This window comes from Polynucleobacter sp. HIN8, from assembly GCF_030297615.1.
In the GTDB taxonomy this organism is placed as follows: Bacteria; Pseudomonadota; Gammaproteobacteria; order Burkholderiales; family Burkholderiaceae; genus Polynucleobacter.
In genome coordinates this window covers 1,251,627-1,264,176 of record NZ_AP028139.1, presented here as the reverse complement: position 1 = coordinate 1,264,176, position 12,550 = coordinate 1,251,627, and the positions used below count along the sequence as shown (strand labels likewise).

Genomic DNA, 12,550 nt, shown 5'->3' with positions numbered 1-12,550 from the left:
GATTTTATTCAAAGGGGTAAAGGATGGATGTAACAGCAAATAATGCAGTACTAAGAGCCCAAGCTGTCAGTATTGCAAAAAATCAGCGCTTTATTGATGTTGGATTTAAGTACCTGACACAATTTTTTGCATTGAGCGTTTTATTTGCCCTTTTAGGCATTATTGCCTCCCTTATTTTTAATGCAGCACCCGCTCTGAATAAATTTGGCTTCGGTTTTTTTACAACCGTTGAGTGGGACATCATTAATGGTGAGTTTGGTGGACTAATCGCGATCTATGGCACGATCATCACCTCGGTAATTGCTCTATTAATAGCGGTACCCCTTAGTTTTGGGATTGCTGTTTTCTTAACTGAGATTTGCCCAACAGTTCTAAGACGTCCCTTGGGTACGGCGATTGAAATTCTAGCGGCCGTACCATCCATTATTTACGGAATGTTTGGTTTATTCATTTTTGCTCCCTTATTTGCTGATTACATTCAGCCCGCTTTGGCTGCGACCTTAGGTCAGATTCCAGGACTTGGTATTTTGTTCTCTGGAGCGTTTAACGGAATTGGTATTTTGTGCGCAGGATTAATCCTGGCAATGATGGTTCTGCCATTTATTGCTTCGGTGATGCGTGACGTATTTGAAATTGTTCCCCCGGTTCTAAAAGAGTCTGCTTACGGGATTGGCTGTACCACCTGGGAGGTGGTTAAGAACGTAGTATTACCATACACCAAGACTGGTGTAATCGGCGGCATTATGTTAGGTCTTGGCCGTGCTCTAGGTGAGACAATGGCGGTGACCTTTGTCATTGGTAATGCTCATAAGATCTCGGCATCTTTATTTGCTCCCGGTAATTCTATTGCATCAACTTTGGCAAACGAATTTGGTGAAGCAGAAATCGGGGCTCATTATTCCTCATTATTTGCGCTAGGCCTTGCATTATTTGTGATTACCTTTGTTGTTCTAGCGCTAGCAAAACTCATGTTGATGCGCATGGAAGCTAATCAAGGAGTTAAAACTTAATGGCACGTGATCAATCCCTATTTGTAAAGCGAAATCGAGCAAATCGTATTGGTTTAACCTTATCCACAGTAGCCATGTCAATTGGCATGCTGTTTCTTCTGTGGATCTTATCGATTTTGCTCTACAAAGGCTTTTCAGCCATTAGTCCATCGCTCTTCTTAGCCAGTACACCAGCCCCTGGAACGGATGGTGGCGGTTTGGCAAACCCAATCGTTGGTAGCTTGATGATTGTGTTTTTCTGTACCCTGATTAGTACCCCTATTGGCATCTTGGCTGGTATCTATCTTTCAGAGTATGGTCAGAACAGCAAGCTAGCTGAAGTTACACGTTTTGTGACCGATATTATGTTGTCGGCCCCATCGATTGTGATTGGCTTGTTCGTTTATGCAATTATCGTATATCAAGTCAAGCATTTTTCGGGCTGGGCGGGAACTGTTGCACTGGCATTAATCGCGATTCCAGTGGTTGTGCGAACCACTGAGAACATGCTGAAACTTGTTCCTACACCGTTACGGGAAGCAGCTTTTGCTCTAGGTGCTCCAAAATGGAAAGTCTCCTTAACGGTGGTGCTCCGTGCGGCAAAGAGCGGGGTTATTACTGGCGTTCTTTTGGCACTTGCGCGGGTAAGTGGCGAGACAGCTCCATTGTTATTTACTGCTTTAAACAATCAGTTCTTCTCAACCAATATGAATGCTCCAATGGCCAATTTACCAGTCGTGATCTTCCAATTTGCCATGAGCCCCTATGACAACTGGATTAATTTGGCATGGGGCGGTGCTCTCTTGATAACATTCGCAGTTTTAGGATTAAACATCCTAGCTCGCGTAGTATTACGTGAAAAGGTAAGCGTATGACAACTACTATGAAAACAATGTTTCATTCGGATATCAATAAATCAGGATCCGATGTTGGTTTATCGGCTCAGGCGACTGATGAAGCGGTTGTGAACGCTCTTGAAATCAAGAATCTGAACTTTTTCTATGGAAGCTTTCAGGGCCTCAAGAATATCAACCTTGATATTTTGGAGCGTAAAGTCACAGCATTTATTGGTCCTTCTGGGTGTGGTAAATCAACCCTTTTGCGTACCCTAAATCGTATGTATGATCTTTATCCAGGTCAACGTGCCGAGGGTGAGATCACCTTTTATGGTGAGAACATTCTGGAGAAGGGTAAGGACGTTAATCTGCTGCGTTCCCGAATTGGTATGGTATTCCAGAAGCCTACGCCATTTCCAATGTCAATTTATGAGAATATTGCCTTTGGTGTTCGACTCTATGAGCGTTTATCGAAGGCAGAAATGGATGAGCGCGTTGAGTGGGCTTTGAATAAAGCGGCTCTGTGGAATGAAGCGAAGGATAAGCTAAATCAAAGCGGCTTATCACTCTCTGGTGGTCAGCAACAGCGCTTATGCATCGCGCGTGGTGTGGCAGTGAAACCATCTGTTTTGTTATTGGATGAGCCGACATCTGCCTTGGACCCAATCTCTACCGCTAAAATCGAAGAATTGATTAATGAGCTCAAAAAAGATTACACGATTGCGATCGTGACCCATAATATGCAGCAGGCTGCCCGTGTTTCTGACTTCACTGCCTATATGTACCTTGGTGAGCTCATTGAATACGGTAAGACCGACCAAATCTTTATTAAACCCGCTAAGAAAGAAACCGAAGATTACATTACTGGACGCTTTGGTTAATTAGGAGACATTATGAACGACCGCCATCTCTCATCGCAATTTGATGAAGATTTAAATTCTTTATGCAGCAAGCTGCTAAAAATGGGCGGCTTAGTAGAGTCGCAGGTCGAAGTTGCCATGCGTGGTTTCTCTGAGACCAACATTGATTTATGTAATCAGGTCATTGAGCGGGAGAAATCAATCAATACCTTAGAGGTTGAAATTGATTCCGCGTGCACTGAACTAATTGCTCGTCGTCAACCGACGGCACGTGACTTACGATTAGTCATGGCGATTTCTAAAGCAATCACCAATCTTGAGCGTGCTGGTGACGAGGCGGAAATTGTTGCAAAGCGGGCCAGGCGTGTAATTGAGCAGGCGCCTAATTACAAAATTAATGCTGCTGAAATTAAGCTTTCCGGTCAAATGGCCATTGATCTTTTGCGCCGCTCACTAGATTGTTTTGCCCGTCTTGATGCAGCATCTGCGGCGAAAGTTGTTGAAGACGATCGACAAATTGACGAGGAATTTAGAGGTTTTGTTCGTAAGCTAATTACGTATATGGCCGAAGATCCTAAGATGATTTCGACTGGTTTAGATCTTTTGTCTATTGCAAAGGCGATTGAGCGGATCGGGGATCACTCCAAAAATATCGCAGAGTTTGTGATCTATATTGTGAAGGGCGCCGATGTTCGGCATGTCCCTCATGACGATCTTGTTCGCGAAGCTACTAAATAGCCCATGCCGCATCGCATTCTGGTTATTGAGGACGAACCTTCAATTGCAGAACTCATTGCGATTAATTTAACCCATTCCGGATTTATTGTGGAGCGCGCCCTGCAAACAGAGGAGGGGCTTCAAAAAATTAAATCTCAAAAGCCTGATTTGTTGATCCTGGATTGGATGATGCCAGGCAAGTCCGGGGTGCAATTTACCAAGGAGTTGCGCGCTAGCCCAGAGTTACAAAATATTCCAATTTTGATGCTCACTGCGAAAGGTGCCGAAGCCGATAAGATCCAAGGGCTAGATTCTGGGGCGGACGATTACGTTACTAAACCATTTTCCCCTAAAGAGTTAATTGCTCGAGTAAGGGCGCTATTACGACGTAATACTGTTTTGGGAATGGGCGATGATGTACTAAGACTTGGCCCCATTCAGTTGGATCCTATAACGCATCGCATTATTGTTACCCACCCTGGAGAAAAAGAGAAATCGCTTAACTTGGGACCAACGGAATTTCGTCTACTTCAGTTCTTTATGGGTAATCCAGAGCGAGTCCATACCCGTTCTCAGCTCCTAGATCGAGTTTGGGGCGATCAGGTTTATATTGAGGAGCGAACCGTTGATGTTCACATTAAGCGCTTGCGCGCAGCCCTGTCTGAGGCCAATTGCGATCAATACATTGAGACCGTGCGCGGTAGCGGCTACCGAATCACCAAAACCCCAGGTTAAGCGGCTTGCTTAAATTTTGAGCATCGCTTCAAGATGCTCTAAGATGTCGCCATGCTTTCTGGATTTCTGCGACTTATCCCAATCCTATTGCTTGCCGGCATTGCTGGCTTGATTGGTGAGTCATTTGTGGGCGATGAGCTTGGTTGGCTTTTTGCGGTATTTATTATTGTATTTAGCCTTTTCATTGCTTACGTCAATCAATCCCGCTTAGATGTTTTTGTGAAAGGTGCGGGGATCTCTCAATTGTCTGGATTTGGTGGTGCTTGGACTGAGATCTTCTTCAAACTCCAACGCATTATTACCGGCTTGCGTAAAGACATCGAGCAGGCAGAGCGCCAACATAAACGCTTTATTGAGGCCTTTCAGGCGTCCCCTAATGGTATTGTGATGCTCGATGATCAGGATCAAATCGAGTGGTGCAATGCGATTGCGGAACACTTTTTGGGAATCGAGCTTAAGCGAGATGTATTGCAACGGATTCATTACATCGTCCGTAAGCCAGAGTTTGTGCAATACATCACTGAGCGCCATTATGATGAGCCAATTGTTCTGGAAAAAATGAGTAGCTCAAACCTCATTTTGCGTCTACAGGCCTTCCCATTCTCTGAGAACCGGCGCTTGGTCTTGATTCAGGATATTACCGATTTGAGCAAGGCTGAGGCCATGCGTCGAGACTTCGTGGCGAACGTTTCGCACGAGATGCGCACACCATTGACCGTCATGATGGGATTTTTGGAAACAGTTCAGACCTTGGATCTTCCCCCAGAGCAAAAAGCCCAATACCTTGAGATGATGATGGATCAGGGTAAGCGTATGAAAAATCTGGTTGAGGATCTCTTAACTCTGGCAAATCTTGAGGCTAATTCACAACCAGCTCCATTACATAGCATTTCAATGAGCTATTTGATGTCACTCATCAAAAATGATGCTTATGCCTTATCGCAAGGTAAACACGCGCTCAATATGAATCTCAATACATCTTGTAATTTATTGGGTGAGGAACGTGAAGTTTTATCAGCCTTTAGTAATTTGGTGTCCAATGCGATCCGGTATACCCCCGAGGTTGGATCGGTGACGGTCTCATGGGGTATTAATGCCGCAGGTGAGGGTGAGTTCTCGGTCACCGATACTGGCCCAGGTATTTCATCAGAACATATTCCGCGCTTAACGGAGCGCTTCTATCGCGTCGATCGAAGTCGCTCGCGCGAGACCGGTGGTACCGGTTTAGGCTTGGCGATTGTGAAGCATGTGGCGAGCCGTCATCAGGCTCAGCTAGTTATTGAGAGTACGCTTGGTAAGGGTAGTACCTTTACCCTGCGTTTTCCCCCCGAGCGAATTTCTTAAGCAGTTCGAGTTGACCCACGATTGGAGCCTGACTGATGCGCGGCTTACTCTTGACATAGCTGCCATCGGCCTTCATGAGCCATGCTGAGGCATTATCTTTAAGCAAAACCACTAAACCCTCGTTAATCACCCGTTGCTTGAGTTTGGGATCTTTGATGGGGAAGGCAATTTCTACACGGCGTAGCAGATTACGTTCCATCCAGTCTGCACTGGACAGATAGACCTGCTCAGAGCCACCATGGTAGAAGTAATAAATCCGGTGATGCTCTAAGAAACGGCCCACGATCGAGCGCACCTTAATGTTCTCGGAGAGGCCTTTCACCCCAGGTTGCAGCGCACAGACTCCGCGCACAATGAGATCGATCTTGACCCCAGCCTGAGAGGCTTTGTAGAGCTCCTCGATGATGGTCTTTTCCAAAAGCGCATTCATCTTGCCAATGATGCGCGCCTTCTTGCCTTGCTTCGCAGCCTTGGTCTCGGCACGGATGTGATGTACGAGTTGCTCGAGCATGGTGAACGGCGCTTCCCAAAGCTCCCGGGTCTCGAGTTGCATGCCAGTTCCCGTGAGTTGCTGAAAAACTTGATGTACATCCTTAGTGATGAGCGGATCGCAGGTCATCAAACCAAAATCGGTGTAGAGCTTGGCGGTGCGTGGGTGGTAGTTACCAGTTCCAAGATGTGCGTAGCGTACCAGTGCAGTCTTACCCGACTTATGGATTTTCTCTTTACGAACGATGAGTAAGAGCTTGGCATGGCATTTATGACCGACCACACCATACACCACATGCGCGCCTACTTCCTCTAAGCGGGCTGCCCAATTGATATTGGTTTGCTCATCAAAACGGGCAAGGAGTTCAAGGACCACCGTCACTTCTTTACCATTTTGGGCTGCCTCAATCAGCGCTTCCATCACTGGTGATTTATCCCCAGTTCGATACACGGTTTGTTTAATCGCCAATACCTGGGGATCTCGACTGGCCTCCCGTAAGAGATCTAAGACAGGCTCAAAGCTTTCATAAGGGTGGTGCAAGAGGAGGTCGGAATGCTTCATGCGCTCAAAGAATGAGACTGCCCCAGTGCCTGCACCGCGTTTGAATGGCATGGCAGGCGCATGGGGTTTAAAGACCAACTTCGGTAGATCGACTAAGTCAGGGAGTTGCGCGAGGCGGACTAAATTGACGGGGCCATTGACGCGATAGCAATCGCGCATGTCCAGATTATTCTCTTTACACAGGCGTTGTAACAACGCTTCCGGAATATTGATGTTCGCTTCAAGTCGCACGGCATCGCCTAAATGGCGAGTGGGTAGCTCACCTTGTAAGGCTTGGCGTAAGTCGGTGATCTCATCATCGGATACAAAAAGATCAGAGTTGCGCGTGACCCGAAATGGATAGCAACCAACGACTTCCATTCCTGGGAACAGTTGACCGACAAAGGCCTGAATAAACGACGATAAAAATACAAACGTATCTTGATCATCTGCTAGGCGTTTGGGTATCTTCACCAAGCGGGGTAATGAGCGCGGTGCTTGCACGACAGCGAGATTGGCCTTGCGGCCAAATGCATCCTTACCTTCGAGTTGAACAATAAAGTTCAGACTCTTATTGATGACGCGTGGAAAAGGATGAACGGGATCGAGGGCGATGGGGGTAAGAAGGGGAAAGAGTTCTTCTTTGAAGAAGTCCTCGGCCCAAATGCGTTGCTCGTTATCCCAATAATCCGGCAGTAAAAACTGGATACCTGCTTTGCGCAATTGCGGGATCAGTACCTGTTGATACAGTTGGTATTGGCGATCGACTAGGGCATGTGCGTGATGCGATACCAAGTCATAGCTCTGTGCAATAGTACGACCATCGGAACCCTTTTTTGATGGGTTATCGCTGAGTTGTTCTTTGATACCCGCCATTCGTATCTCAAAAAACTCATCAAGATTACTTGAGACAATACTCAGAAAGCGAATGCGCTCGAGGAGGGGGATCTTTGGATCCTCGGCTTGCGCTAGAACCCTTGAATTAAACTCCAGAATACCGATTTCACGGTTGAGTAATAAAAGTGACATATCTCTTTATATTTCACAAATGTGTCACTTTTATTTCATACGATAATAGTCTTTGACCTTAATAAATTCTAAATACCGTGTCTAAGACCAGCACCCCCGATAAGCCCGGACTAGACCTAGTAGCCGCTGTGGACCTCGGCTCCAACAGCTTCCGACTACTCATCTGCCAGGCCTACATTACTCCCTCCGGGATGCAGCTACGTACCATCGATACCTTGCGTGAGCCGGTCCGCTTGGCAGCAGGCTTAACCCCTGGCAAGGTGTTGGATGATGAGGCGATGGAGCGGGGTTTGGGCGCAATCCGACGCTTTGGGGAGCGCCTGCGGGGCTTTCGGCCGGAGCAAGTGAGAGCCGTCGCCACCAATACCTTGCGGGTAGCTCGCAATGCGCAAAAGTTTGTGCAAGAAGCTCAGGTTGCTCTGGGATTTCCGATTGAGGTGATCGCCGGAGTTGAAGAAGCCCGCCTGATTTACATCGGCACTTCCCATGAGGCACCAGCCGTCTCTGGTAATCGCTTGGTGATTGATGTGGGTGGCGGCTCAAGCGAGTTCATCATTGGCAAGGGCTATGATCCTAAGCTCTTAGAGAGTCTTTATATCGGCTGCGTATCGCATAGCATCCGCTTTTTCCCGAACGGCGCGATCGATCCCCATGCATTTAAAGAGGCAGAGCTTGCAGCGCGCCGCGAGGTACAAGTAATTAAAGGGCGATTTAGCAAGTCGGGATGGAATCAAGTGATTGGTTCATCTGGAACGGCACGCGCTTTATCGGATTTGATTGCAGACAATAAACTCAATGGCTCTGGGGAGAAATCGACCCTTGATCCCTTAGACAATAGTGGTGCGGGAGTGATTACTTTGCAAGGCCTCAAGGGGCTGAAGAAGCGCCTTCTAGATTTTGATCACATTGATCGCATCAATCTCATTAACCTTAAAGATGATCGTCGTCCGGTATTACCCGGAGGGCTATCGATCATGCTCGCCATCTTTGATGAGTTAGGAATCGAGCGCATGGAAGTTAGTGATGCAGCATTGCGCGTGGGTGTGCTCTATGATCTATTAGGCCGCACGCAACATGACGATATGCGCTTTGTCACCGTCGAGCAGTTTATGCAACGCTATGCAGTCGATCGTGAGCAGGCGCATCGCTTAGGGATGCTGGCAGCGGATTTCTTGGCCCAATTACCAAAGCCGAATCATGAGAGCCGCACCGATAATCTTGCCTTACTTGGCTGGTCAGCAAACTTGCATGAGGTGGGATTATCGATCTCGCATAACGGCTATCACAAGCACTCGGCTTATATCGCAGCAAATGCCGATATGCCAGGGTTCTCCAAGAATGATCAAGCCCGACTGGCGGCGCTCTTACTGGGACACACCGGTAAACTTGGCAAACTCTCAAACAATACCAACTTCACCGACTGGCGCATGTTGTTCTGCATCCGTCTAGCGCATGTTTTGTGCCGCTCACGCATGGATGAGCATTTACCCAAGGTGAAGGTGAAGAGTTCCAACACTGAGACCTTTGAGGTCTTGCTTGATCGACAGTGGGCAAGTACCCACCCCTTAACCGAGTTCAGCCTGCGTAAAGAAGCAGCGGAGTGGGAACGAATTGGGTATCGCTATACGCTAAAGCTAATCGACTAGTCGGTTTTTTCTAGGAAATGCTTCGCGTAGCGGGGATTCATATCGGAGAGACGCAACATCGTGAGCAGGTCAGCAGTGTTGAAGTCTGGATCCCAAGCCGGAGCACTGCAAATCTTTGCTCCAAGTTTTAGGTAGCCCTTGATGAGTGGTGGTGCTTCAACATCAAGACCGCCATTGAGACGATCTAAAGGGAGGGGTAACTTTGGGAACGCATGATTCTCAACTGGCGCCATTTGCTCTGGCCCGAGTGAGTTGTAAAGGCTTGCCGCATAGTGACCACCATCAGCCATTGGAATGCTAGCGCAACCAAGCATGATCTCGTATTGGTGCTGTTTCATGTACTGGCCAAGACCACTCCATAGCGCCATGATCACTGCGCCCGAGCGATAGTTCTCATGTACACAGGAGCGACCCACTTCAACCATTTTGGGGCGCAAGTGATTAATGCGAGAGAGATCAAATTCGGAATCCGAGTAAAGACGACCGAGTTGACTGGCTTTATGGGGTGGCAGAACCCGGTAAGTACCAATCACGCGTAAGGTCTCAGGGTCACGAATGAGTAAGTGATCGCAATAGGCATCAAACTCATCGATATCAAGACCTTCTTCATTGACTGGCAGATGCGCACCCATCTCTTCAGCAAACACCTTGTAACGCAGGCGCTGCGCTTCTTTGATCTCTTCGTCATTAATAGCCCATGAAATCTTGAACGGCGCGCGCTTGGCTTTACCTAATAGTTGGGGGACATTTTCTAATCCAGTCTTGGATGAAGATGTCTCAGATTTGGGCTCACCCTTGGTGACCTCGGGCTTTTTGCCAAAGAGCTTCTTGAGGGGATTCAATTTATCCGCCCAGGGTTTTGTAGGAATTGATGCGTTCGCATGACGTTTCGATGTAATGAATAGATTGTCCAAGGGCGAAAAGGGATTTGGGATATCAGGCATAGCGGTTCCTAAGTTGATAGCCTGATCCTATAGTGCATATATTACAGGAATAAGGCAATGGCGACATAATCATAAGTAATTGATTTTATTGAATAAATTCTTGATAAAGGACGGTAGCCCAGATCACAAAGGCGATTAATAGGGCTAACATCACGGCGGCCGAGCCAAAATCCTTGGCCCGTTTAGAGAGGTCGTGGTGTTCAAAAGAGATCCGGTCAATAGCCGCCTCTACGCTCGAGTTGAGTAGTTCAATGACCAGCACCATGATTAAGGAGCAGATCATGAGCGCCTTCTCGAATAGACCCACTGGTAAGAGAATGGCAATTGGACTTAAGACAAGCAATAAGACCAACTCCTGCCGAAAGGCGCTTTCCTCTTGATACGCAAAGATTAAGCCATGCCACGAGTTTTTGGCGGCATGGATTGCCCGGGTGAGACCACGATTCCCCTTGTGGGGATTTTGTTTAATGTCGTACGGCTGGCTCATAAAGCAGGAACCGTTTGCGTGCTCACATGCACACGAACCGGCTTTAAATGATTGGCAAATTGCTCACTTGCGGCTTTCCATGAGAACTTCTCGGCATGAGCACGCGCTACCTCACGCGGAATGCGTAGCGCCTCCATGCATGCAGTCTTTAAATCCTCATGCATGACCCCAGCTTTGGAGTCACCTAGTACATCAATCGGACCCGTCACAGGGTAAGCGGCGACAGGGAGACCACACGCCATGGCTTCAAGCAAAACGAGACCAAAGGTATCGGTCTTGCTTGGGAACACAAACACATCAGCGGCAGCATAGACCTCGGCCAATTGATATTGATTGAGAACGCCAAGGTAGTTCACGAGGGGGTATTTCTCCTTAATTTCTTTTAAGGCTGGACCGTCACCGACCACCCACTTTGATCCAGGCAGATCAATCTCCAAAAAGGCATTGATATTCTTTTCAACTGCAACCCGACCTACGTATAAAAAGATGGGATGAGCAGAGTTCAATACCTTGGAGGATTGGGCTTTAAAGATCTCAAGGTCAACGCCGCGTGACCAGATCACAACATTATCAAAACCGTATTTCTCAAGATCGTCTTTCACCACTTGGGTGGGTGCCATTACCGCCATCGAAGGACCATGAAACCATTTGAGGAAGCGATAGGTCCATGCCAGTGGAATACGGGCGCGTGCATAGACGTATTCCGGAAAACGAGTGTGGTAAGCGGTTGAGAATGGTAAGTGATGGCGCAGTGCATACGAGCGTGCCGCCAACCCAAGTGGCCCCTCGGTCGCAATGTGAATCGCATCGGGCGAGAACGCCTTCATCCGCTTGGCGACACCTTTACCAGGCAGGATCGACAAGGAGATATCAGGATAAGTGGGGCAGGGGATGGTCTTGAATTCAGTGGGTGTAATCATCTCGACCTGATGACCCATCTTCTGTAGCTCATACGTAGTTTGCTTGAGGGTTCTTACAACGCCATTGACTTGGGGTTCCCAAGCGTCAGTCACGATCATGATTCTCATGTAATGGTCTCCATTGAATGGGTAATAGTGGATTGCGCCATCAATCCAGGTGATGACACGCGGCTTGGAAAAGAAATCGATAAGCTCATTTGTTCAACCGTTACTTCCTCGATGACGGGTTTGTCGTCCAAGATGCGAGGCCAATGCACAATCTTGAGCTCACCCTCGTGGGTTTCAACTAAGGCGGTCAAGCTTTCGACCCAATCGCCATCATTGCAATAGAGGAGGTTGTCGATCATGCGGATCTCGGCTTTGTGGATATGCCCACAGACCACGCCTTGGCAACCTCGTAAGCGGGCCTCGCGCGCCATGATCATTTCAAAGTCGGCGATGTAACTCACTGCATTCTTCACTTGGTGCTTTAGGTATTGCGAGAGTGACCAATACTGCATGCCCATCCGAACGCGTAGCAGATTGAGGTAGCGATTGAAGTACAGGATTAGGGAGTAGAGGTTGTCACCCACATAGGCAAGCCACTTGGCGTATTGCATCACGCCATCAAATAAATCGCCATGGGTAATCCAGAGCTTGCGACCATCAGCCGTTGTATGAATGGCTTCAGGAACCACTTTGATTTCACCAAAGGAGAGACCTAAGAACTGACGAATCGATTCATCATGATTGCCAGGAACATACACAACTTCAGTTCCTTTGCGAGCTTTACGTAAGATCTTTTGGACCACATCGTTATGGGACTGTGGCCAGTAGATACTTTTCTTTAAGCGCCAGCCATCAATGATGTCGCCCACTAGATACAAGGTGTCGGATTCGTTATGCTTTAAGAAATCGAGGAGGAATTTAGCCTGGCATCCAGGTGTCCCGAGATGCACGTCTGAGATCCAAATGGCTCGATAGTGCTCCATGGACCTCTACGATGCCACCGCATCATGAAATCATCATGACAC

The 12,550-nt window shown here is 47.7% G+C and carries 12 protein-coding genes; 7 read left to right on the top strand and 5 right to left on the bottom strand.

The window, feature by feature from the left end; translation table 11 throughout:
* The first annotated feature begins 23 nt into the window (after positions 1–23).
* The 6 genes from pstC to phoR are packed head-to-tail and all read left to right on the top strand — an operon-like array spanning position 24 to position 5,481.
* Complete coding sequence (gene pstC / locus QUE65_RS06675; protein ID WP_286280211.1) at positions 24–1,010, top strand: phosphate ABC transporter permease subunit PstC; 987 nt, start codon at positions 24–26, stop codon at positions 1,008–1,010.
* Entirely contained in the window at positions 1,010–1,864 is an 855-nt protein-coding gene (gene pstA / locus QUE65_RS06670) for a phosphate ABC transporter permease PstA (RefSeq protein ID WP_286280209.1), read from the top strand. The genes pstC and pstA overlap by 1 nt, the downstream gene beginning before the upstream one ends.
* Positions 1,861–2,706, top strand: a complete 846-nt coding sequence (gene pstB / locus QUE65_RS06665) for a phosphate ABC transporter ATP-binding protein PstB (RefSeq protein ID WP_286280207.1) — start codon at positions 1,861–1,863, stop codon at positions 2,704–2,706. Before pstA ends, pstB begins: the two co-directional genes overlap by 4 nt.
* A 12-nt stretch (positions 2,707–2,718) precedes the next feature.
* On the top strand, positions 2,719–3,423 hold the full coding sequence (phoU, locus tag QUE65_RS06660; RefSeq protein WP_286280205.1) for a phosphate signaling complex protein PhoU: 705 nt from the start codon (positions 2,719–2,721) through the stop codon (positions 3,421–3,423).
* Positions 3,424–3,426: 3 nt separating this feature from the next.
* The gene (phoB, locus tag QUE65_RS06655) at positions 3,427–4,137 is read left to right on the top strand and encodes a phosphate regulon transcriptional regulator PhoB (protein ID WP_286280204.1); all 711 of its coding nucleotides are present in this window, start codon (positions 3,427–3,429) and stop codon (positions 4,135–4,137) included.
* Positions 4,138–4,188: 51 nt separating this feature from the next.
* Complete coding sequence (gene phoR, locus QUE65_RS06650; RefSeq protein WP_286280202.1) at positions 4,189–5,481, top strand: phosphate regulon sensor histidine kinase PhoR; 1,293 nt, start codon at positions 4,189–4,191, stop codon at positions 5,479–5,481.
* On the opposite strand, the gene ppk1 is transcribed toward phoR, so the two are convergent.
* Complete coding sequence (ppk1, locus tag QUE65_RS06645) at positions 5,447–7,540, bottom strand: polyphosphate kinase 1 (RefSeq protein WP_286280200.1); 2,094 nt, start codon at positions 7,538–7,540, stop codon at positions 5,447–5,449. The two genes, phoR and ppk1, sit on opposite strands and share 35 nt — an antisense overlap.
* A 77-nt stretch (positions 7,541–7,617) precedes the next feature.
* Between ppk1 and QUE65_RS06640 the strand changes: the two genes are divergently transcribed.
* Positions 7,618–9,186: a Ppx/GppA phosphatase family protein gene (locus QUE65_RS06640; RefSeq protein WP_286280198.1), complete on the top strand. Its 1,569-nt coding sequence runs from the start codon at positions 7,618–7,620 to the stop codon at positions 9,184–9,186.
* On the opposite strand, the gene QUE65_RS06635 is transcribed toward QUE65_RS06640, so the two are convergent.
* From QUE65_RS06635 to QUE65_RS06620, 4 genes are all read right to left on the bottom strand, one after another.
* A complete protein-coding gene (locus QUE65_RS06635; protein WP_286280197.1) occupies positions 9,183–10,130 on the bottom strand; it encodes a GNAT family N-acetyltransferase in 948 nt (315 codons plus the stop codon). The two genes, QUE65_RS06640 and QUE65_RS06635, sit on opposite strands and share 4 nt — an antisense overlap.
* 85 nt (positions 10,131–10,215) lie before the next feature.
* Entirely contained in the window at positions 10,216–10,617 is a 402-nt protein-coding gene (locus QUE65_RS06630; RefSeq protein WP_286280196.1) for a diacylglycerol kinase, read from the bottom strand.
* Positions 10,614–11,645 carry a glycosyltransferase family 4 protein gene (locus tag QUE65_RS06625; protein ID WP_286280195.1) on the bottom strand — a complete coding sequence of 344 codons (1,032 nt, stop codon included), beginning with the start codon at positions 11,643–11,645 and terminating at the stop codon, positions 10,614–10,616. Before QUE65_RS06625 ends, QUE65_RS06630 begins: the two co-directional genes overlap by 4 nt.
* Entirely contained in the window at positions 11,642–12,508 is an 867-nt protein-coding gene (locus QUE65_RS06620; RefSeq protein ID WP_215368957.1) for a UDP-2,3-diacylglucosamine diphosphatase, read from the bottom strand. The genes QUE65_RS06625 and QUE65_RS06620 overlap by 4 nt, the downstream gene beginning before the upstream one ends.
* Positions 12,509–12,550 lie beyond the last annotated feature (42 nt).

What these genes read in the sequence shown, in the direction of transcription:
- pstC (WP_286280211.1), top strand. Translation starts at nt 24, where the DNA reads ATGGATGTAACAGCAAATAATGCAGTACTAAGAGCCCAAGCTGTCAGT.
- pstA (WP_286280209.1), top strand. Translation starts at nt 1,010, where the DNA reads ATGGCACGTGATCAATCCCTATTTGTAAAGCGAAATCGAGCAAATCGT.
- pstB (WP_286280207.1), top strand. Translation starts at nt 1,861, where the DNA reads ATGACAACTACTATGAAAACAATGTTTCATTCGGATATCAATAAATCA.
- phoU (WP_286280205.1), top strand. Translation starts at nt 2,719, where the DNA reads ATGAACGACCGCCATCTCTCATCGCAATTTGATGAAGATTTAAATTCT.
- phoB (WP_286280204.1), top strand. Translation starts at nt 3,427, where the DNA reads ATGCCGCATCGCATTCTGGTTATTGAGGACGAACCTTCAATTGCAGAA.
- phoR (WP_286280202.1), top strand. Translation starts at nt 4,189, where the DNA reads ATGCTTTCTGGATTTCTGCGACTTATCCCAATCCTATTGCTTGCCGGC.
- ppk1 (WP_286280200.1), bottom strand. Translation starts at nt 7,540, where the DNA reads ATGTCACTTTTATTACTCAACCGTGAAATCGGTATTCTGGAGTTTAAT.
- QUE65_RS06635 (WP_286280197.1), bottom strand. Translation starts at nt 10,130, where the DNA reads ATGCCTGATATCCCAAATCCCTTTTCGCCCTTGGACAATCTATTCATT.
- QUE65_RS06630 (WP_286280196.1), bottom strand. Translation starts at nt 10,617, where the DNA reads ATGAGCCAGCCGTACGACATTAAACAAAATCCCCACAAGGGGAATCGT.
- QUE65_RS06625 (WP_286280195.1), bottom strand. Translation starts at nt 11,645, where the DNA reads ATGAGAATCATGATCGTGACTGACGCTTGGGAACCCCAAGTCAATGGC.
- QUE65_RS06620 (WP_215368957.1), bottom strand. Translation starts at nt 12,508, where the DNA reads ATGGAGCACTATCGAGCCATTTGGATCTCAGACGTGCATCTCGGGACA.